The sequence below is a fragment of the Dinoroseobacter shibae DFL 12 = DSM 16493 genome (genome assembly GCF_000018145.1).
Taxonomy (GTDB): domain Bacteria; phylum Pseudomonadota; class Alphaproteobacteria; order Rhodobacterales; family Rhodobacteraceae; genus Dinoroseobacter; species Dinoroseobacter shibae.
This window is the reverse complement of the sequence record NC_009952.1, coordinates 1,690,747-1,709,526: the sequence shown is the minus strand read 5'-3', so window position 1 is coordinate 1,709,526 and position 18,780 is coordinate 1,690,747. Positions and strand designations below refer to the sequence as shown.

General features: G+C 60.9%; 23 protein-coding genes. 16 read left to right on the top strand and 7 right to left on the bottom strand.

Features of this window, described 5'->3' with window-relative positions; genetic code table 11:
• The 5 genes from DSHI_RS08375 to DSHI_RS08355 all read left to right on the top strand — a co-directional run bounded on the left by DSHI_RS08375 (nucleotide 1) and on the right by DSHI_RS08355 (nucleotide 7,940).
• A complete protein-coding gene (locus DSHI_RS08375; RefSeq protein ID WP_012178317.1) occupies nucleotides 1-1,179 on the top strand; it encodes an RsmB/NOP family class I SAM-dependent RNA methyltransferase in 1,179 nt (392 codons plus the stop codon).
• Between the two features lie 73 nt (nucleotides 1,180-1,252).
• Complete coding sequence (locus tag DSHI_RS08370; RefSeq protein WP_012178316.1) at nucleotides 1,253-3,592, top strand: ATP-binding protein; 2,340 nt, start codon at nucleotides 1,253-1,255, stop codon at nucleotides 3,590-3,592.
• A 174-nt stretch (nucleotides 3,593-3,766) separates the two neighbouring features.
• Nucleotides 3,767-4,834, top strand: a complete 1,068-nt coding sequence (gene recA, locus DSHI_RS08365; RefSeq protein ID WP_012178315.1) for a recombinase RecA — start codon at nucleotides 3,767-3,769, stop codon at nucleotides 4,832-4,834.
• Nucleotides 4,835-4,978: 144 nt separating this feature from the next.
• Nucleotides 4,979-7,642, top strand: a complete 2,664-nt coding sequence (alaS, locus tag DSHI_RS08360) for an alanine--tRNA ligase (RefSeq protein WP_012178314.1) — start codon at nucleotides 4,979-4,981, stop codon at nucleotides 7,640-7,642.
• Nucleotides 7,643-7,646: 4 nt separating this feature from the next.
• Nucleotides 7,647-7,940 carry a DUF1330 domain-containing protein gene (locus DSHI_RS08355; protein ID WP_012178313.1) on the top strand — a complete coding sequence of 98 codons (294 nt, stop codon included), beginning with the start codon at nucleotides 7,647-7,649 and terminating at the stop codon, nucleotides 7,938-7,940.
• A gap of 12 nt (nucleotides 7,941-7,952) precedes the next feature.
• On the opposite strand, the gene DSHI_RS08350 is transcribed toward DSHI_RS08355, so the two are convergent.
• The 7 genes from DSHI_RS08350 to DSHI_RS08320 all read right to left on the bottom strand — a co-directional run bounded on the left by DSHI_RS08350 (nucleotide 7,953) and on the right by DSHI_RS08320 (nucleotide 11,672).
• Nucleotides 7,953-8,240 (bottom strand): hypothetical protein, encoded by a 288-nt coding sequence (locus tag DSHI_RS08350; protein WP_245533063.1) that lies wholly within the window; start codon nucleotides 8,238-8,240, stop codon nucleotides 7,953-7,955.
• A 14-nt stretch (nucleotides 8,241-8,254) separates the two neighbouring features.
• Nucleotides 8,255-8,833 carry a hypothetical protein gene (locus DSHI_RS08345; RefSeq protein ID WP_157865294.1) on the bottom strand — a complete coding sequence of 193 codons (579 nt, stop codon included), beginning with the start codon at nucleotides 8,831-8,833 and terminating at the stop codon, nucleotides 8,255-8,257.
• A gap of 25 nt (nucleotides 8,834-8,858) precedes the next feature.
• Nucleotides 8,859-9,188 carry a DMT family transporter gene (locus tag DSHI_RS08340; RefSeq protein ID WP_012178310.1) on the bottom strand — a complete coding sequence of 110 codons (330 nt, stop codon included), beginning with the start codon at nucleotides 9,186-9,188 and terminating at the stop codon, nucleotides 8,859-8,861.
• 26 nt (nucleotides 9,189-9,214) lie between these two features.
• Nucleotides 9,215-9,841 carry a YitT family protein gene (locus tag DSHI_RS08335; RefSeq protein ID WP_012178309.1) on the bottom strand — a complete coding sequence of 209 codons (627 nt, stop codon included), beginning with the start codon at nucleotides 9,839-9,841 and terminating at the stop codon, nucleotides 9,215-9,217.
• A 145-nt stretch (nucleotides 9,842-9,986) separates the two neighbouring features.
• The gene (locus DSHI_RS08330; RefSeq protein WP_012178308.1) at nucleotides 9,987-10,715 is read right to left on the bottom strand and encodes a VIT1/CCC1 transporter family protein; all 729 of its coding nucleotides are present in this window, start codon (nucleotides 10,713-10,715) and stop codon (nucleotides 9,987-9,989) included.
• An 85-nt stretch (nucleotides 10,716-10,800) separates the two neighbouring features.
• Nucleotides 10,801-11,016 (bottom strand): hypothetical protein, encoded by a 216-nt coding sequence (locus DSHI_RS08325; RefSeq protein WP_012178307.1) that lies wholly within the window; start codon nucleotides 11,014-11,016, stop codon nucleotides 10,801-10,803.
• A gap of 2 nt (nucleotides 11,017-11,018) precedes the next feature.
• Complete coding sequence (locus DSHI_RS08320; RefSeq protein ID WP_012178306.1) at nucleotides 11,019-11,672, bottom strand: alpha/beta hydrolase; 654 nt, start codon at nucleotides 11,670-11,672, stop codon at nucleotides 11,019-11,021.
• Nucleotides 11,673-11,843: 171 nt separating this feature from the next.
• Between DSHI_RS08320 and iscR the strand changes: the two genes are divergently transcribed.
• The 11 genes from iscR (at nucleotide 11,844) to DSHI_RS08270 (ending at nucleotide 18,754) form a co-directional block, all read left to right on the top strand.
• On the top strand, nucleotides 11,844-12,332 hold the full coding sequence (gene iscR, locus DSHI_RS08315; RefSeq protein ID WP_012178305.1) for a Fe-S cluster assembly transcriptional regulator IscR: 489 nt from the start codon (nucleotides 11,844-11,846) through the stop codon (nucleotides 12,330-12,332).
• Between the two features lie 11 nt (nucleotides 12,333-12,343).
• Nucleotides 12,344-13,390, top strand: coding sequence for a cysteine desulfurase family protein (locus DSHI_RS08310; protein ID WP_012178304.1), 1,047 nt, complete (start codon nucleotides 12,344-12,346; stop codon nucleotides 13,388-13,390).
• Nucleotides 13,391-13,447: 57 nt separating this feature from the next.
• Entirely contained in the window at nucleotides 13,448-14,959 is a 1,512-nt protein-coding gene (sufB, locus tag DSHI_RS08305) for a Fe-S cluster assembly protein SufB (protein ID WP_012178303.1), read from the top strand.
• Between the two features lie 29 nt (nucleotides 14,960-14,988).
• Entirely contained in the window at nucleotides 14,989-15,195 is a 207-nt protein-coding gene (locus tag DSHI_RS08300) for a hypothetical protein (protein ID WP_157865292.1), read from the top strand.
• A complete protein-coding gene (locus tag DSHI_RS22265) occupies nucleotides 15,192-15,368 on the top strand; it encodes a hypothetical protein (RefSeq protein WP_157865290.1) in 177 nt (58 codons plus the stop codon). The genes DSHI_RS08300 and DSHI_RS22265 overlap by 4 nt, the downstream gene beginning before the upstream one ends.
• A gap of 62 nt (nucleotides 15,369-15,430) precedes the next feature.
• Complete coding sequence (locus DSHI_RS22980; RefSeq protein WP_274580092.1) at nucleotides 15,431-15,565, top strand: hypothetical protein; 135 nt, start codon at nucleotides 15,431-15,433, stop codon at nucleotides 15,563-15,565.
• Nucleotides 15,566-15,689: 124 nt separating this feature from the next.
• On the top strand, nucleotides 15,690-15,890 hold the full coding sequence (locus tag DSHI_RS08290; RefSeq protein ID WP_012178301.1) for a hypothetical protein: 201 nt from the start codon (nucleotides 15,690-15,692) through the stop codon (nucleotides 15,888-15,890).
• Nucleotides 15,887-16,201: a heavy metal-binding domain-containing protein gene (locus DSHI_RS08285; RefSeq protein WP_012178300.1), complete on the top strand. Its 315-nt coding sequence runs from the start codon at nucleotides 15,887-15,889 to the stop codon at nucleotides 16,199-16,201. The genes DSHI_RS08290 and DSHI_RS08285 overlap by 4 nt, the downstream gene beginning before the upstream one ends.
• A gap of 17 nt (nucleotides 16,202-16,218) precedes the next feature.
• Nucleotides 16,219-16,974: a Fe-S cluster assembly ATPase SufC gene (gene sufC / locus DSHI_RS08280; protein WP_012178299.1), complete on the top strand. Its 756-nt coding sequence runs from the start codon at nucleotides 16,219-16,221 to the stop codon at nucleotides 16,972-16,974.
• Nucleotides 16,974-18,257 carry a SufB/SufD family protein gene (locus DSHI_RS08275; RefSeq protein WP_012178298.1) on the top strand — a complete coding sequence of 428 codons (1,284 nt, stop codon included), beginning with the start codon at nucleotides 16,974-16,976 and terminating at the stop codon, nucleotides 18,255-18,257. The genes sufC and DSHI_RS08275 overlap by 1 nt, the downstream gene beginning before the upstream one ends.
• Nucleotides 18,257-18,754, top strand: coding sequence for a YIP1 family protein (locus DSHI_RS08270; protein WP_012178297.1), 498 nt, complete (start codon nucleotides 18,257-18,259; stop codon nucleotides 18,752-18,754). The genes DSHI_RS08275 and DSHI_RS08270 overlap by 1 nt, the downstream gene beginning before the upstream one ends.
• Nucleotides 18,755-18,780 lie beyond the last annotated feature (26 nt).

Below are 18,780 nucleotides of genomic sequence, written 5' to 3'. Positions count from 1 at the left end.
ATGACACCTGCCGCGCGGGTGCAAGGCGCCATCGAGATTCTGGAGGCATATCTCTCGGGGCAGTCTGCGGAGCAGGCCCTGAGCCGTTGGTGCCGGTCGCATCGTTTTGCAGGCTCCAAAGACCGTGCCGCTTTGCGCGATCTCGTGTTCGATGCCTTGCGCTGTCGGGCGAGTTACGCTTGGCTTGGCGGTGGTCTGAGCGCGCGAGGCTTGATGGTCGGCGCGCTTCGAAAGCGCGGGCTGGCGCCCGAGGACCTGTTCAACGGACAAACCTACGCACCCTTTCCGGTGACCGGGGACGAGATCGCTCAATTCGGCCAAGCCGAGAACATGCCGGATGATGTGGCCCTGGATATGCCGGGCTGGCTTTTTGCCCAGCTGCAAGACAGCTTTGGCGAAGCAGCATTGGGCGTGTGCGCGGCCTTGCAGCAGCGTGCCCCGGTGGATTTGCGGGTCAATACCTTGAAGGCATCTGTGGGGCAGGCAGAAGAAGCCCTTTATGAAGACGGAATCGCGACTGAACGGGTTGCGGGCGTGGCGACCGCTCTTCGGGTCGTGGAGGGCGCTCGCAGTGTTGTCAGGTCGCGCGCCTTTACAGACGGCCTTGTGGAGTTGCAGGACGCCGCCTCGCAACTGGCCGTTTTGCGCAGCCCTGTACCTCACAAGGGACGCATTCTCGACTTTTGTGCCGGTGGTGGCGGGAAAGCGTTGGCCCTCGCGGCAGGAAGTGGGGGGTGCATCCATGTGCACGACGCAAACCTCAAAAGGATGCGGGACCTGCCAGATCGGGCAGCTCGTGCAGGGGCAGACCTGCGAATGTGGAATCGCGCGGAGGCGCGCGCGTTCGACCTTGTATTCTGTGATGCGCCATGTTCGGGCAGCGGCACCTGGCGGCGCTCACCCGAGGCCAAGTGGACGCTGACGCCAGACCGGCTTGCAGAGTACGTTGCAACCCAGAGAACCGTACTGACCGCCGCCGCACCCCTGGTGCGGCCGGGCGGTTTCCTCGTTTACGCGACCTGCTCAATACTGACGGTGGAAAATGCCGCGCAGACTGCTTGGTTCTTGCAGGCGTTTCCCGCATTTTCGCTTCTGGAGGCATCGCAGATGTTGCCCGAAAACCCGGGGGACGGATTCTACTTCGGTATCCTTCGGAATGAACGCTCAACCAAAGGTTGAATTGCGGCGGCTGTTAAGCGTAGCTTAATCCAACCGGACCAAGACTGCGGCAAACGGTGAACCGGAGGACAGAGTGAGCGATCAGCCGCTTCAGGGGCAAAGCAGAAGGATCTTTCCGGGCAAGGGCACCCGGGAGGCTGTCTTGTTGCTCGGGTCGGCCGCTGTCATCTCGGCCGTTGCGATCCTGCTGCAGGATCAGACCATCAGGTTGTCGTTGGCTGTCTCGGCCATAACCCTCGTGGCCTTGCTGATTCTCCTGCAACTGCGCGCGCGCTTCGCCGGCACGCGCATTGATCCCAAACTCGTGGCGCTTTTTCCCTTTCTGGAGGGTGACTCCGCACCTTCGATTGTCGTTGACCCAGACCAGCAGGTTCTCTGGGCAAACGGGGCGGCCAAGGCGCAGTTTCCGGCGCTTGCAGATGTTGGCATCGTTGCCTCGGTCGAGAGCGTGATGCCCGATGCGTCCGGGCTTCTGCGCCGGTTGCGACGTGGCCTTGAGCGCGGCTCGATGAGTATTGAGGATGTGGCTGTCCGGCAGGGACATGCTCGGTTCGCATTGCGATCCTATGCCAGCGGTCAAATGCTCTTCCGGATGGAGGCGCTGGCGACCCGTGGGGGAAATGGTGGCGGCTCCGGCTCGGTTCCGGTACTGACCGTCTCGCAAACCGGGACGGTCCTGTCGATGAACGATGCTCTAAGGCGCATGATCGGCATCCGGGCTCGCGATCTGACTGCGGTGTTCGTGACCCCACCAACAGACACGGCCTCGACCGCGGAGATCATCACGCCAGATGGACACGTAACCGTGTACCTGCAGCAGACATCGCTTTCGGCGGGCCGTCGTGAGATCGCGATGATCCCCATCGAGAACCTCTCCAGTGTTCATGACCTAAAGACGGGTCTCGAAGAGCTTCCGGTTGCGGTTCTGAAACTCGGTGTGGACGGTCAGTTGTTGCAGGCCAATGCATCTGCTCGATCCCTTCTGAGCATCGATCATATCGACCCAGATATGAATTTTGCCAATCTTGTCACAGGGCTGGGGCGATCCGTTCGTTCATGGCTTGAAGATGCATTGCACGCACACCACCCCTTGCAGCCCGAAGTACTGCGCGTTCGCGACCGGACAGAGGAGAGCTTTTTACAGGTCTCCCTGATGCGCTCCCAAAGTGCAGAGGGCCCCGTTCTGACAGCGGTTCTTCATGATGCGACAGAGCTGAAGACCTTGGAAGCCCAGTTCGTTCAGAGCCAGAAAATGCAGGCAATTGGGCAGCTTGCAGGTGGTGTCGCGCATGATTTCAATAATCTGCTGACCGCAATCTCAGGCCATTGCGATCTGTTGCTGCTGCGGCATGATCAGGGAGACCCCGAGTACGGAGATCTCGTGCAGATTAATCAGAATGCGAACCGGGCGGCGAGTCTTGTGGGCCAGTTACTGGCGTTTTCGCGCAAACAAACCTTGCAGCCCGAGTTGATCGACCTGCGCGATACGCTGTCGGACCTGACCCATTTGCTGAACCGTCTTGTCGGTGAGCGGGTATCGCTGACCTTGATGACTGACCCCGATCTCAGCCCGATGCGGGCAGATCGGCGCCAGTTGGAACAGGTGCTTATGAACCTCGTTGTCAATGCACGGGATGCGATGCCCGAAGGGGGGGAGATCACCATCGAGGCCAAGAGCGTTGTCCTGGATAACCCGATAACGCGAGCGCGCGTCACGCTGCCCGCTGGCGACTACGCATGTGTTACGGTCACGGATCAGGGCATCGGGATCCCGCAGGACAAGATCACGAAGATTTTCGAGCCGTTCTACACTACGAAACGAACGGGGGAGGGTACCGGGCTGGGCCTGTCGACCGCGTACGGGATCGTAAAGCAGTCCGGTGGCTTCATTTTTGCTGAAAGCGTCGTCGGTAAGGGCACGGCGTTCGAGATCTTTTTTCCAGCTTACCATGGACAGACCGTCATACCGACCGAAAGTACCGCCGCCCCGCCGGAGCGGCCAGCCGCGACCGGGGACGGCGTCGTTCTGCTGGTTGAAGACGAAGCCCCGGTTCGTGCTTTCGCTGCCCGTGCGCTTCGTCTGAACGGCTTTACCGTGCTTGAGGCCGAAAATGCCGAGGCTGCCCTGGAGTTGTTGGAAAATCCCGCGCTCGAGGTCGATTTGTTTGTGACAGATGTCATCATGCCCGGGCTTGATGGACCGAGCTGGGTGCGGCAGGCTCTCGCGCTGCGTCCGGGTATCCCTGTTGTTTTCGTATCAGGCTACGCTGAAGACCTGCTTTCCGGGGAAGAGGATCCAATCCCGAATTCGGTTTTCCTGCCTAAGCCTTTTTCCCTGAAACAGCTGATCGCCACTGTGCAGACGCAATCCGCGATGCGGGATGGTGTGCTTTCGGTCAAAGACGCGAGCTAACCCGTTCCCCGACGGAGATCGTATGTGGAAACCTTTTCTTAACCCTGCTTGGTCAATCTGAACTGGCTTAGATTACACTTGAATTGTTCTCTTTATGGTCCCATAAAAAGAGAACAGGGCAAGAACAACGCAGCGATTGCCGCGATGATGGCGGTATGAAATAAGGGGCAAAACATGGCCAGCGCGAGTCTTTTGGACGTGACCAACAATCGTAACGCAGACAAGCAGAAAGCTCTCGACAGCGCCTTGGCGCAGATCGAGCGGCAATTCGGCAAGGGCTCCATCATGAAGCTCGGCGCCGACAGTCCCGTGGCTGAGATCGAAGCGACCTCGACCGGGTCGATCGGATTGGATATCGCGCTCGGAATCGGGGGTATTCCCAAGGGCCGCATCATCGAGATCTACGGCCCTGAAAGTTCCGGCAAGACCACGCTGACCCTGCACTGCATTGCCGAAGAGCAGAAAAAGGGTGGTGTCTGCGCGTTTGTGGACGCAGAGCACGCGCTGGACCCACAATACGCCCGGAAACTTGGTGTAGATCTGGACGAGTTGCTGATTTCTCAGCCCGATACCGGCGAGCAGGCTCTCGAGATTACGGAGACTCTCGTCAGGTCCGGGGCGGTCAGCATGGTGGTCGTCGACTCGGTGGCTGCGCTTACCCCGAAATCCGAGCTCGAAGGCGATATGGGGGATGCCCAAGTCGGCGCCCAGGCGCGCCTCATGAGTCAGGCCATGCGCAAACTGACCGGCGCGATATCGCGATCCAACTGCACGGTGATCTTCATCAACCAGATCCGCATGAAGATCGGTGTGATGTTCGGCTCACCCGAAACCACGTCGGGCGGCAACGCGCTGAAGTTCTATTCGTCTGTCCGGCTCGACATCCGCCGCATTGGATCGGTCAAGGATCGCGACGAAATCGTCGGGAACACCACGAAGGTCAAGGTCGTGAAGAACAAGGTGGCCCCGCCTTTCAAACAGGTTGAGTTCGACATCATCTACGGGGAAGGCATCTCCAAAATGGGCGAGTTGATCGATCTCGGCGTGAAGGCTGGCGTCGTGCAGAAATCGGGGTCTTGGTTCTCTTATGGAGACGAGAGGATCGGTCAGGGACGGGAGAACGCAAAGCAGTATCTCCGCGACAACACGAGGACGGCGCTTGAGCTCGAGGACAAGATCCGCGCAGCGCACGGGCTGGATTTCCAGATGCCCGACAGCGAGGCCGAGATCCTCGACGACTGATATGCATCTGCGGAGCACGAAGTGATATGAAAACGGCCCCCTTCGCGGGGCCGTTTTCATGAGGTGTGGCGCCGCGCGCCTTGGTGTGGACAGCCCCGCAAGCCAGCGGTACACCGGCTTGAACAACTCTCCGGGAATGCCAAGATGCCGAGCCTTAATGAAATCCGCAGTACGTTCTTGAACTTCTTCGGTGGCCACGGCCACGAGATCGTCGACAGCTCACCGCTTGTGCCGCGCAACGACCCGACGCTGATGTTCACTAATGCGGGGATGGTGCAGTTCAAGAACGTCTTCACTGGCCTGGAGCACCGCGATTACAACCGCGCCACCACCAGCCAAAAATGCGTGCGCGCAGGTGGAAAGCACAATGATCTCGACAATGTGGGCTATACCGCGCGTCACCATACCTTCTTCGAAATGCTGGGGAATTTCAGCTTCGGGGACTATTTCAAGGAAGATGCGATTCCCTTCGCCTGGGACCTGATCACCAAGGAGTTCGGCATCGACAAGTCCCGACTTCTCGTCACGGTCTACCACACCGATGACGAGGCGGCCGAGATATGGAAGAAGCACGCGGGCCTGAGCGATGACCGCATCATCCGGATTCCGACCAATGACAATTTCTGGATGATGGGCCCGACGGGGCCTTGCGGACCTTGTACCGAGATTTTCTATGACCATGGGGACCACATCTGGGGCGGGCCCCCGGGCAGCCCGGAAGAGGACGGCGACCGTTTCATCGAGATCTGGAACCTCGTCTTCATGCAGTTCGAGCAATTCGAGGATGGCACGCGGGAGCCTTTACCAAAGCCGTCCATCGACACGGGAATGGGACTTGAACGGATCGGCGCATTGCTGCAGGGCAGCCATGACAATTATGACACGGACCTGTTCAAGACTTTGATCGAGGCTTCTGCGCATGCCACCAGCGTCGATCCTTACGGCGACAAGAACGTTCATCACCGCGTCATCGCCGATCATCTGCGCTCGACCTCGTTCCTGATCGCAGACGGGGTGATGCCATCGAACGAAGGGCGCGGTTACGTACTGCGCCGGATCATGCGGCGTGCCATGCGTCATGCGCATTTGCTGGGCGCTCAGGACCCGGTCATGTATCGACTCGTTCCCGCGCTTGTCGGACAGATGGGGCAGGCTTTCCCCGAGCTGGGGCGCGCGCAGGCGTTGATCGAAGAGACACTGATGCTGGAGGAGACCCGTTTCCGGCAGACGCTGGACCGGGGCCTGAAGCTGCTGGACGAGGCCGTGGCCGATGTTCCCGAGGGGGGTGCCTTGCCGGGCGAGACAGCGTTCAAGCTTTATGACACCTATGGTTTTCCGCTCGATCTGACTCAGGATGCGCTGCGCGAGAAGGGACGTGCCGTGGAAACCGAGGGTTTTGATGCCGCCATGGCGGATCAGAAGGCCAAAGCTCGCGCGGCTTGGGCAGGCTCCGGTGAAACTGCCGATGAGAGCATTTGGTTCGATCTGGCAGAGACTCATGGCGCAACCGAGTTCCTGGGCTATGACACCGAGGTCGCCGAAGGACAGGTTCTGGCACTGGTCAAGGATGGTGCGCAGGTCGCGCAACTGGCCGAGGGCGAGACCGGATGGATGGTGCTTAACCAGACACCGTTCTATGCGGAATCCGGCGGGCAGGTCGGAGATAGCGGGGGCTATCTGAAGTCCAATGGCTCCGGGGCGATCCACGACACCCAGAAAAGGAACGGCCTCTTCGCGCACAAGGTAACCCCGAAAGCGCAACCCTTGAAAGCCGGCGACGTGCTGGAGATGCGAGTCGATCCCGCGCGGCGCACGGCGATCCGGGCCAACCACTCCGCGACGCACCTTTTGCACGAGGCGCTGCGCCAGGCCTTGGGCGCTCATGTGGCGCAGCGTGGATCTCTGAATGCCGCGGACCGCTTGCGGTTCGATTTCAGCCATTCCAAGGCCCTGACGCTCGAAGAGCTGCAAAAAGTCGAGGCCGAGGTGAACGCCTACATTCGCCAGAACAGTCCCGTTGAGACCCGCATCATGACCCCTGACGCGGCACGTGATCTCGGTGCGCAGGCCCTTTTTGGCGAGAAGTATGGCGACGAGGTGCGTGTTGTGTCGATGGGCCGCCAATCCGGCTCCGGCAAAGGTGTTTCGGGCGAGACCTATTCGCTCGAGCTTTGCGGCGGCACCCATGTGAAGCAGACCGGCGATATTGGTGTGTTCGTCACGGTGGGAGAGACGGCGTCGTCTTCTGGGGTGCGCCGGATCGAGGCGCTGACCGGCGAAGACGCTTTCGCCTATCTCAGTGCTCAGGATTACAGGCTTGCGGAAGTTGCAGCCAGCCTCAAGGCGCAGGCTGCGGATGTTCCGGAGCGCGTGCGATCCCTGCTGGACGAACGCAAGGCCTTGCAGAACGAAGTGGCGCAGTTGCGCCGGGAACTGGCCATGGCTGGAGGCGGGCAAGGCACCGCTGCACCCGAGGCCGAAGCTGTGGCGGGGGTGCCCTTTCTGGCGCAGTCCCTGTCCGGGGTATCCGGGCGCGATCTTCCGTCGTTGATCGACGAGCACAAAGCGCGGCTCGGTTCCGGGGCGATCCTGCTGATTGCCGATACCGGGGGCAAGGCCGCTGTTGCCGCCGGTGTGACAGCGGATCTGACCGACCGTCTGTCGGCCGTCGATCTCGTCAAAGCCGCGGTGGCGGAGCTTGGGGGCAAGGGCGGCGGTGGTCGTCCTGACATGGCTCAGGGCGGGGGCAAGGACGCGAGCAAAGCGGATGCGGCGATCGCCGCCGCCAAGGCAGTGATTGGAGGATAACAAGATGTCAGCTTTCTGGATCGCACATGTGCACGTCACAGACGCAGACCGTTACGGCGAATACGCCAAGCGCGCCACGGTCGCCATTGCGGAACACGGCGGGCAGTTTCTCGCCCGGGGCGGTGGTTTCACGCAATTGGAGGGGCCTGAGCGCGAACGCCACGTTGTCGTGCGCTTCGAGAGCCGCGCGCAGGCTGAAAAATGCTATGCCTCTTCAGCCTACCAAGAAGCCCTCAGCTACGCGCGTGGCGCGGCCGAGCGCGAACTCGTGATCGTGGACGCGCTCGACGATACCTGAATGAGGGCCGCCTTAGCGCAAGCGTCCACCTCCGGGACGGGCAGGGCGCGTCGACGGTTTGTGCATGGGCGGCCGGATGCTTGGCGGTTTCGCGATCGGCGGCTTGGGTTTGGCGATCGGTGGGCGCTCTGGCCGGTCGGGTCGTGAGGGGCGGTTCACGTCGATATCGACGTCCACATCGTCTCGATAGTAGTGGTTCCAGTAAAACGGGTCGGAATACCCGTAGCCATAGCTGACGCCGACCGCGGTTTGGCAGCCGGACACAGCCCCTGCGACCAGCAGCGCGAGTCCTGTTTTCATGATGGTGCGCGGGGTCATTGGCCTGCCCTCATGCTGGAGAATACGCTGTTGATCTCGAAAACCAGTTCCGGGTCGGCGCGGGCTTCGGCGACACCCGCCGCGATCGCGACACGAGATCCGGGCAAGTCAACGACCGCAATTGTAAAGGTGATGGCTTGCCCGTCACGACGCCCGCTGCCCTTGATAATTTGAGCGGCCAGGCCGCCAACCCGTCCCGGCGCGACCGATGTCACCTCCGGTTCGTTGGCCAGAAACTTCTCGATTTCCGACAGGTAGTCGACGCCTTCCTCTACAGTGCGCACTCCGTCTGGGGAGAAAAATCCCATCCAGACGGTCGGATCGACGGTCGGCCGGATCGACACCAGCTGGGGGGTTGTACGCGCTATCTCCTCCCCCGGGGGCGTGATCGCGCGTTCGCCGCCGCTTTCAACTGTCCAGAAGGCAGGCACGTCGAACGAAAACAAGGTACGACCGGCGTCCGAATAACTGAGGCGGACATCGGCCAGGGCAGGCGGGGCAAGCGCGAAGAGCGCGCAGATTGCAACGGGTCTCAACATGGCCGCAGTGTCGAGGTATCCGGACGGCAGCGTCAAGGGGATGTTGCAGTTTCGCGCCCGATCAAAGGCTTGTCGTGGTCGAGAACAGGTGGATGACGAGAACACCGGACAGGATCAATCCGATCCCCAGTAGCGCAGGCAGGTCAAGCTTCTGACCGAAGACGATCCAGCCGATCACGCCGATACACACCAACCCCATGCCCGACCACACGGCATAGACGATGCCGAGGGGCATCACCTTCAGTGCGAGTGCCATGCAATAGAAGCTCAGACCATAGCCGATGACGACCACGGCTGAGGGGCCGGGTTTCGTGAATTGCTGGCTGGCTTGAAGCGCGCTTGTCCCGATAACCTCGGCGATGATGGCACAAAACAGTGCGACGTAATGCATGACAAGCCTCCCTAAACGGACGTGAGTCACGTCGCGATATAGCGTTTCCGATTGTGATTGAAGGCGATAACCCCATTCACCACCGCTGCCCCGACAAGGGAATAGGCGATGATCGACAGCGGAAACAGGAAGGCTGCCACGGCAAAAAGGACAAGATCGAAAAGCAACTGCACGTATCCCGCGCGGACTCCGGTTCGATCCTGCACAAGCAAGGCGACCACGCCGAGACCGCCCAGAGAGCCTCTGTGCCGAAAGATCGCCAGCAGCCCGAGCCCCGTTGTGGCGCCGAAGATCACCGCGCCCAGTACGGGAGTAATCTTCTCGATCGTGAACCCGAGCGGCATGGCTTCGGTCGCGAGCGACAGGGCCGTGACACAGGCCAGAGATTTCAAAGTGAACTCGAGCCCCAGTTTGCGGTAGGCGAGCCAATAGAACGGCAGATTGACCACGAAAAAAACGAGGCCGAAAGACCAGCCGGTCGCATAACTGATCACCAAGGCCAGACCCGCCGTTTGGCCTGTCACGAGGCCGAGATGGCTCAGGAAGGTCAGTCCGACCGCGCAAAGAAGGACACCGATGCAAAGGCCTTGCGCGTCATCAAGGGCGGAATGCCGAATATCGTCGGGACTTGGCAGGGGGACAGGTGCTGGCATGGTCGGACTAAGCCTCAGCGCCACGGGAACTGCCAGTGGATTTCACGTATGCCTTGCGTGATGCGATGTTGTTGCCGCTCAGTTGAACCGGCTTTGTGGTCAAACGGACAATTCTTGCGCGAGCGAGCAGGCTTGATCCGGTGCCTCAGCCGCTCATCACGACCCATCCCACGACATAGGCTACGGCCCCGCATACCAGACCCACAAGCAAGGTTTCGACCACGCAGCGCAGGTGCCGCTCCCCCGTGGCCTGAGCGCGCAGCAATCCGAGCAGCAAGAGCGCCCCGAGGCTGGAGCCTGCGGAAACGGCCAGCGCATCCGCCTCCGCCACACCGAAAAAGAACGGCAGCAGCGGCAAGACCCCGAAGGCCAGAAAGGAAATGAAGGTGGTCAGGCCGTTCCAGACTTCTTCGCCATCCTCTGGAGCCGACAGGCCGAATTCGTAGAGCATCATGAAATCGGCCATCAACTCGGGATGGTGTTCTAACTGGTCGGCGAAGGCGCGGGCGTCTGAACCGCTCAGGCCCTTCTCAGCCAGAATCGCGAGCACCTCCTTGCGTTCTGATACGGTTTCCGTGCGGAAGCGTCGGATCTCCTCCCGACGATTCTTGCGGTAGACGTCGCGCTCCGCGCGGGACGACAGATACTCGCCAAGGCCCATGGAGGCCGCATCCGCGAACAGGTTGGCAAGGCCGAAGAGGATCACTGCCACGGCCCCGATCTGCGCGGTGCCCTCGGCACCGGCCCCTGCGAAGCCCGCGACCACGGCAAAGGTGGTGACAATACCGTCATTGCCGCCATAGACGATCTGGCGGAGGCGCGCATTCAAAGCGCTGATCCCGTGTGCGGATTTGATGTGGGCTTTCAGGTCCAAGGGTGGTCTCCCGCCGATAGCCTAGGACCTCTGCGCCGCCCCGCACAAGAGACCGCGCCGTCGCGGGTCGGCATAAGCTGTCGCCTCAGGCGCGTGGCGCAGATTGCGCCTCGAGAAAGGCGCGTGCGCGCGCCTCGGCTTGACGCACGCGGATGTAGGTCTGATACGCCTCTTCCATGGTCGATGAACTCGCCCCCAGCTGTCTGCCGACATCCACGATAAGTTGTTCGTTACCGGTCCGCGCGACTTCCGCCAGCGTGTCCTTGGCCAAGGCGTCCGCAAGATCGTCAATGATCGACATGGCTAGCGCGTCGTCTCCGTCAGCCTGCGGCGAACATATTTATCCACGGTGGTGATCATCTCTTCCATATGCGGATCTTCGAAGAAATGGCCCGCATCGGGGATCTCTTCGTGCGTGATCGTAATCCCCTTTTGCTCATGCAGCTTGTTGACCAGCGACACGGTATCCGCCGGGGCCGCAACCCGGTCCGCGGAGCCGTTGATGATCAGTCCCGAAGACGGGCAGGGCGCGAGGAAACTGAAATCATAGGTATTCGCCGGGGGCGCCACGGAGATGAAACCGGTGATCTCGGGCCGCCGCATCAGAAGTTGCATCCCGATCCAGGCTCCGAAGGAGAAGCCTGCGACCCAGCAATGCTTGGAATTGGGGTTCATCGATTGCAAGTAGTCCAGAGCACTGGCGGCATCCGACAGCTCGCCAACCCCTTGGTCGTACTCGCCCTGGCTGCGCCCGACGCCGCGGAAATTGAAGCGCAGCACCGTGAAACCCATGTTGTAGAACGCGTAATGCAGGTTATAGACCACGCGGTTGTTCATGGTCCCGCCGAACTGCGGATGGGGATGCAGGACGATCGCGATCGGGGCGTCTTTTTCCTTCTGCGGATGGTAACGGCCTTCGAGCCGTCCTTCGGGCCCCGGAAAAATCACTTCGGGCATGGATGCCTGTCCTCTCACCGCCGTTGCCGTTTGCGTCGTCTGTTTTCTTGACGAATTCAATCGGGCAATCTAGAACCATTCTAAACCGAGCGTTGTGGAACCCGGCCCTGTGCAATTAAGGAAAGCAGGGGCGCAGGTCAATGTGCGGCGGCCGTTGCAGGGGAGGGGATCGTGAAACTCAGTACCAAGGGCCGCTACGCGATGGTGGCGATGGCCGATCTGGCCGAAGCCCCGGCCGACAAGCTTGTGACGTTGTCGGAGATTGCCGAGCGGCAAAGTATCTCTCTGACGTATCTCGAACAGCTCTTCGTCAAGCTGCGTCGGGCAAAGCTGGTCGAGTCCGTGCGCGGGCCCGGCGGAGGGTATCGGCTGGCACGGGCGCCGGATGCCATCCGCGTATCGGATGTCCTGCAGGCCGTGGACGAAACGGTCAGTGCCATGCATACCGGGGCGGGGGCGTCCGGTGCCAAGTCCGGCTCACGGGCGCAGTCGATGACCAACCGGCTCTGGGAAGGGTTGAGCGCGCATGTCTATGTGTTTCTACATCAGACCCGCTTGTCTGACGTGGTGACCAACCAGCTGACGCCATGCCCGGCGGTACCGACGCTGTTCACCGTTGTCGACGATGTGGTCGACGATGCAGACGCAGTTGCGAACTGAGGATCCCGAACGTGAAGTCACGCGTCTATCTCGATCACAATGCGACCGCCCCGCTGCGCACCGAGGCGCGCACGGCGATATGCGCGGCCATGGACCTTGTGGGAAACCCATCTTCGGTGCACGGCGAGGGGCGCGCGGCAAAGGCATTGATCGAACGGGCGCGGGCGGAGATCCTGGAGGCATTGGGTGCGCAGGATTGCGACCTGGTGTTCACGTCCGGCGCGACGGAGGCCGCAGCCCTCGCCTGCGCCGGGCAGGACCTCGACTGCGCCCCGATCGAGCATGATGCGGTGGCGTTTTGGGCGAACCCCGGTCTCGGGGTTGATGCGGATGGTACGGTCAAGGTCGAAACCGCGGGAAGAACGGCGCTGCAGATGGCAAATTCCGAGACCGGGATCGTGCAAGACCTGCCCCAGGGGCTCGCGGTTAGCGATCTGACGCAGGCGTTCGGCAAGCTTCCGGTCGCGTTTTCTTGGACGGGAGCACGCATCGGCTTCGTTTCCGCCCACAAGCTGGGCGGCCCCAAGGGAATCGGCGCTGTCGTGATGCGGCGCGGGGTCGATCTTTTGGCACAAATCCGCGGTGGCGGGCAGGAAATGGGCTGGCGTTCTGGCACCGAAAACCTGATCGGTATCGCTGGATTTGCGGCTGCAGCCAAGTCCGCGCAGGCAGATCTGGACAAAGGTGTCTGGGCGCGAGTTTCTGAAATTAGAAATATTCTAGAAACAGCCCTTCACTCTGCCAGCTCACAGACTATTTTTGTCGGGAAAGATGTGCAACGTCTGCCGAACACGATCTGTGCTGTGACACCCGGCTGGCGAGGCGAGACGCAAGTGATGCAGATGGATCTCGCCGGCTTCGCGGTGAGCGCAGGCTCCGCCTGTTCCAGCGGGAAGGTGAGGCCCAGCCGCGTGCTGCAGGCCATGGGCTTCAGCCCCGAGGACGCAGCCTGTGCTCTCCGGGTCTCCATCGGCCCGGAAACGAAAGAAGAGGACGCCCTGCGCTTCGCTGAAGCTTGGGGGAAAGCAAAGAACCGACATGCGGCCCGGGCCGCCTGATCGGGACGAGACAAACCGCCCCGCAAAGTGAGTATGGGGGCCAGAGAGGATGACCAGATGAACGCTCTGACAGAAGTTGAAGTGCGCGAGGGTGTGGACCGCGAAACGGTCGAGGCGGTTCAATCGGTCGGAGAGCGCTACAAGCACGGCTGGGCAACCGACATCGAGATGGAATACGCCCCGAAGGGCATCGACGAGGACATCGTACGCCTGATCTCGGAAAAGAACGAAGAGCCCGAATGGATGACAGAGTGGCGGCTTGAGGCCTTCGCGCGGTGGAAGAAGCTCAAAGAGCCGAAATGGGCCATGGTCGATTACCCTGAAATCGACTTCCAGGACCAGTATTACTATGCCCGCCCAAAGAGCATGGAGGTGAAGCCGAAGTCTCTGGACGAAGTCGATCCCAAGCTCTTGGAAACCTATAAGAAACTCGGTATTCCATTGAAAGAGCAAGCACTCCTCGCCGGTGTCGAGGCGCCCGAGGAAGACCGCCGCGTCGCGGTGGATGCGGTGTTTGACTCCGTATCCGTCGGCACGACCTTTCAGGCCGAGCTGAAAAAGGCCGGCGTGATCTTCTGCTCGATCTCCGAGGCCATCAAGGAACATCCCGAGCTGGTCAAGAAGTACCTCGGCTCCGTCGTTCCGGTTTCGGACAATTACTATGCCACACTGAACTCGGCCGTGTTCTCGGACGGCTCTTTTGTCTATGTGCCGCCGGGCGTGAAATGCCCGATGGAGCTGAGCACCTATTTCCGCATCAATGCCGAGAACACCGGCCAGTTCGAGCGGACGCTGATCATCGCGGACAAGGGATCGTATGTGTCCTATCTCGAGGGATGCACCGCGCCTCAGCGCGACATCGCGCAGCTGCACGCTGCGGTCGTCGAGATCGTTCTGCTGGAAGATGCCGAGGTGAAGTATTCTACGGTGCAAAACTGGTATCCCGGCGACGAGAACGGCAAGGGCGGCATCTATAACTTCGTCACCAAGCGCGCCGATTGCCGGGGCGATCGGTCCAAAGTGATGTGGACCCAGGTGGAGACCGGCTCGGCAGTGACCTGGAAATACCCGTCCTGCATCCTGCGCGGCGACGACACGCAAGGCGAGTTCTATTCCATCGCGATCGCCAACAACATGCAGCAGGCCGATACCGGTACGAAGATGGTGCACCTGGGCAAGAATACCAAGTCGCGGATCGTCTCCAAGGGGATCAGCGCGGGCAAGGCACAGAACACCTATCGCGGCCTCGTGTCGATGCACCCCAAGGCGAAGAACGGGCGCAACTATACCCAGTGCGATAGCCTGCTGATCGGCGACAAGTGCGGCGCGCATACGGTGCCATATATAGAGGTTCGGAATAACTCGAGCCGGGTGGAGCACGAAGCGACCACGTCCAAGGTGGACGAAGATCAACTCTTCTACTGCCGCCAGCGCGGCATGGACGAGGAAGAGGCGGTGGCGCTTGTGGTCAACGGGTTTTGCAAGGACGTCTTGCAGGCGCTGCCCATGGAGTTTGCCATGGAAGCCCAGCAGCTTGTTGCCATCTCTCTCGAAGGGTCGGTGGGCTGACGACCAACCACCCGGCCTGGAGACTGATGATGACACAGCCGCCTGACCTCAAACCGGCGAGCACGCCGGAGCGGCCGAAATGGTTCCTGCCTGGCATGCTTGCCCTGGCATTCACCCTGTCCTTCATCGGGGCTGAAATGCTGGGGCCGCTCGGCGCAATTCTCGGCATCGTTCTCGCTGTGGCAGCGGGCTGGGCCTTGACGAAGTGGGTCTTCAAGTCGGGAGATGTGGGATGAAACCGATCCTGCTGACTGCCTGCGTCGCGGGAGTGTTCTGTGCGTCTTTTGCGTGGGTAGTGAGCGCCCTAACGAACGCCTTGAGCATGGCGCAAGCGCTTGCGCTGGCCGGAGTTTCGGGCTTCCTCGGCAGCCTTGTCGGGCAGATCATATGCCGGAGGGGAGAGAAATGAACTGGAAATGGCTCCTGACCGCAGGGCATCCGCGTGGCGCCTGGGCGGTTATGACAGCCTTGATGACATTTGGCTTGATGGTCGTGACCGCACCATTCTGGCGGGCAGGCGGGCCTGTTGTGGCCGCCCTTGCCGCGGCCTTCGCAGTCGCGTTGTCCTCGGTTCTCAGCAAGATCGTCCTGGAGACGCGCAAATGATCTGCGCTCCCATGGGTGGCCCCAAGGCTTCGGAACATGCCCCGGACCGAAGCCTGTCATCGGCGCCTATGCGCCAAAAAATGCGTCCTCAAGCGGCGCCGATCAACGCAAAGGGAATATTCTCATGAACTGGCTCTATCGGGGTGGATATATCGCGGGTTTCGTCCTGCTGTTCGTTCTGTGCTTCTTCGTACCTCAGGTTTTCGGTGTATCGGCCGAAAACTTCGGCCCGCTGAAGAAGTTCATCTGGTCGGGCGGGCTGTTGGCCATCGTCTGGTTCGGCCATGAGCTGCACTATGCCAACAAGAAAGACCCGGCCGCATGATCATCACCACCACGAACTCTGTGGAAGGGCACAAGATCACTGCCTATCGCGGCGTCGTGGTGGGCGAAGCGATCATGGGAGCCAATGTCGTGCGGGATTTCTTCGCCGGCATCACCGATATCGTCGGTGGGCGCTCCGGGGCCTATGAGGCCAAGTTGCAGGACGCCCGCGACACCGCTTTGCGCGAGCTTGAAGACAGGGCGCGCGAGGCAGGCGGAAACGCGGTGGTCGGTGTCGATCTGGATTATGAAGTTGTCGGCGACAGCATGCTCATGGTTTCGGCCTCGGGTACGGCTGTCGTCCTGGAATAAGATGGAAAGCGAGAAAAATGCTGCAAATCAAAAACCTGCACGTGAAACTTGAAGAAGAGGACAAGCAGATCCTCAAGGGTGTCGACCTGAGCGTGGAGCCGGGCAAGGTTCATGCGATCATGGGACCGAACGGGTCGGGCAAGTCGACTCTGTCTTACGTCCTGTCGGGGCGTGACGGCTACGAGGTCACCGAGGGCAGCGCCACGCTGCTGGGCGAGGACATCCTCGACATGGAGCCCGAAGAGCGCGCGGCCGCTGGTCTCTTTCTGGCATTCCAGTACCCGGTGGAAATCCCGGGCGTGGGCAACATGACATTTTTGCGCACCGCGGTGAACGCGCAGCGCAAGGCGCGCGGCGAGGACGAATTGTCGGCCGCCGATTTCCTCAAGGAGGTGCGTGCCAAGGCCAAAGCATTGAAGATCGATGCAGACATGCTCAAGCGTCCGGTCAATGTCGGCTTCTCGGGCGGTGAGAAGAAACGCAACGAGATCCTGCAGATGGCCATGCTGGAGCCGAAGATGTGCATTCTCGACGAGACCGACTCCGGTCTTGATGTGGATGCAATGAAACTCGTGGCGGAGGGCGTGAATGCCCTGCGATCCGAGGGGCGGTCCTTCCTCGTGATCACGCACTACCAGCGCCTGTTGGATCACATCAAACCGGACGTTGTCCACATCATGGCGGATGGCAGGATTATCAAGACCGGTGGGCCCGAACTGGCTCTCGAGGTAGAGAACAACGGCTATGCCGACCTGTTGGCCGAGGTAGCGTAATGGCGTTTCCGCAGACAAAACAGACCGCGACCGAGGCGCGCCTCGCGGCGCTTTCGATGCCGGATTGCGGCACTTGGGCCAGCGAGGCCCGCGCCGCAGCCCTGTCGCGAGTGCAGAACATGGGCCTGCCGGGGCGTCGGGACGAGTATTGGAAATACACCAACCCGACGCGACTGACAGACGCCGCGCCGACCCCGGCGGCCCTGTTCGAGCCGAACGAAACGCCTGTGTTTGGCACGATGGACCGCATCAAGATCGTGTTCGTCGACGGCGTATTCGATGAAAGTGCTTCCGACGACCTGAGCGGTGATAATGTGGTGATCGAGCGCCTCGCCGAGGCGCAATTGGCAGACATCCACTGGGCCAAGGAGGTCTACGGCGTTCTGGAGACCCGTGGGCAGACCCCGGTTGCGCGTCCCCTCGCGGCGCTGAACACGGCTTTTGCCTCCGATGGCGTGCTGATCCATGCGACAGGCCCGGTCTCCAAGCCGGTTTCTCTGATCTATCTGCACAAGGACGAAGCGTCGGACGCTATCCTGCACCATGCGATCAAGGTGGAGACCGGCGCCTCCCTTACTGTTCTGGAGAACGGGCCAGCAGCGGCGCGGTTCAACAAGTGCATGGAGATCGAGATCGCCGATGGCGGTGAGTTCCACCATGTGCGGACCCAGGGCCGTGATCACGAACGTCAGGCCGCGACCCACATGTTCACAAGGCTCGGGGCGGAATCGGTCTTCAAGTCCTTCACCATGACCGCCAATGGCGTGCTGACCCGCAACGAGGTCATCATCGAGATGACTGGCGACAATGGTGTTGCTCATGTGGCGGGCTGCTGTGTCGGGGATGGGGATTTTCACCATGACGATACGGTGTTCGTGACCCATGACGCGCTGAACTGTGAAAGCCGCCAGGTGTTCAAGAAAGTGCTGCGCAATGGTGCGACTGGCGTTTTCCAGGGCAAGATCCTTGTGAAGGAGGGCGCGCAGAAAACCGACGGCTATCAGATCAGCCAGTCGCTTCTTCTCGATGAGGACAGCCAGTTCCTCGCCAAGCCCGAGCTGGAGATCTACGCCGATGATGTCGCGTGCTCTCACGGCTCGACTTCGGGGGCGATAGATGAGGAAGGCCTGTTCTACCTGCGCTCCCGCGGCATCCCGGAAGGTCTTGCCACTGATCTGATGGTGCTGGCGTTTCTCGCCGAAGCAATCGAAGAGATCGAGGAAGAGGCCCTCGCCGAAGAGGTCACCGAACGTCTCGGAAACTGGCTGGCGCGCCGCCGCTGATGTCTGTCTCGGCCGAGATCGTCCGCGCTTACCGGGCGCCGCGGGATGTCCTGCGGCGCCAGCTTGCGGCGGAAAAGAACGAAGGACGGGTTCTGATGTACCTCACGGTCGCCTGCCTGTTGTTTTTCGTTGCGCAGTGGCCTCGGTTGTCACGAGAGGCGTTTCTTGACCCCAGCATTCCGCTCGAAGCCCGTCTTGGCGGAGCTTTGCTGGGCTGGTTGTTCATTGCGCCCCTCGCGCTTTATGGCGTCGCTGCTCTGACGCGCCTGCTTGCACGGCTTTTCGGGGGCCATGGGAGCTTTTATGGCGCACGCCTGACACTCTTCTGGAGCCTGCTGGTGATCTCGCCCCTTGTTCTGCTGCTTGGACTCGTGTCGGGCTTCATCGGACAGGGCCCGGCACAAAACGCCACGGGTCTGTTGCTTCTCGGAGCTTTCCTCTACATCTGGGGGAGTGGACTATGGGAGGCCGAGCGCCCCCCGGTTCAAACTTCGTGAAGGCGTCCGCGACGGACCAGAGGCGA

Bases quoted from the DNA above. Each gene is read 5' to 3' on its own strand.
- DSHI_RS08340 (WP_012178310.1), bottom strand. From the start codon at position 9,188: ATGCATTACGTCGCACTGTTTTGTGCCATCATCGCCGAGGTTATCGGG.
- DSHI_RS08285 (WP_012178300.1), top strand. From the start codon at position 15,887: ATGATCATCACCACCACGAACTCTGTGGAAGGGCACAAGATCACTGCC.
- DSHI_RS08275 (WP_012178298.1), top strand. From the start codon at position 16,974: ATGGCGTTTCCGCAGACAAAACAGACCGCGACCGAGGCGCGCCTCGCG.
- DSHI_RS08375 (WP_012178317.1), top strand. From the start codon at position 1: ATGACACCTGCCGCGCGGGTGCAAGGCGCCATCGAGATTCTGGAGGCA.
- sufC (WP_012178299.1), top strand. From the start codon at position 16,219: ATGCTGCAAATCAAAAACCTGCACGTGAAACTTGAAGAAGAGGACAAG.
- DSHI_RS08355 (WP_012178313.1), top strand. From the start codon at position 7,647: ATGTCAGCTTTCTGGATCGCACATGTGCACGTCACAGACGCAGACCGT.
- sufB (WP_012178303.1), top strand. From the start codon at position 13,448: ATGAACGCTCTGACAGAAGTTGAAGTGCGCGAGGGTGTGGACCGCGAA.
- DSHI_RS22980 (WP_274580092.1), top strand. From the start codon at position 15,431: ATGACATTTGGCTTGATGGTCGTGACCGCACCATTCTGGCGGGCAGGC.
- DSHI_RS08335 (WP_012178309.1), bottom strand. From the start codon at position 9,841: ATGCCAGCACCTGTCCCCCTGCCAAGTCCCGACGATATTCGGCATTCC.
- alaS (WP_012178314.1), top strand. From the start codon at position 4,979: ATGCCGAGCCTTAATGAAATCCGCAGTACGTTCTTGAACTTCTTCGGT.
- DSHI_RS08270 (WP_012178297.1), top strand. From the start codon at position 18,257: ATGTCTGTCTCGGCCGAGATCGTCCGCGCTTACCGGGCGCCGCGGGAT.
- DSHI_RS08300 (WP_157865292.1), top strand. From the start codon at position 14,989: ATGACACAGCCGCCTGACCTCAAACCGGCGAGCACGCCGGAGCGGCCG.
- DSHI_RS08325 (WP_012178307.1), bottom strand. From the start codon at position 11,016: ATGTCGATCATTGACGATCTTGCGGACGCCTTGGCCAAGGACACGCTG.
- DSHI_RS08350 (WP_245533063.1), bottom strand. From the start codon at position 8,240: ATGAAAACAGGACTCGCGCTGCTGGTCGCAGGGGCTGTGTCCGGCTGC.
- DSHI_RS08290 (WP_012178301.1), top strand. From the start codon at position 15,690: ATGAACTGGCTCTATCGGGGTGGATATATCGCGGGTTTCGTCCTGCTG.
- DSHI_RS22265 (WP_157865290.1), top strand. From the start codon at position 15,192: ATGAAACCGATCCTGCTGACTGCCTGCGTCGCGGGAGTGTTCTGTGCG.
- recA (WP_012178315.1), top strand. From the start codon at position 3,767: ATGGCCAGCGCGAGTCTTTTGGACGTGACCAACAATCGTAACGCAGAC.
- DSHI_RS08320 (WP_012178306.1), bottom strand. From the start codon at position 11,672: ATGCCCGAAGTGATTTTTCCGGGGCCCGAAGGACGGCTCGAAGGCCGT.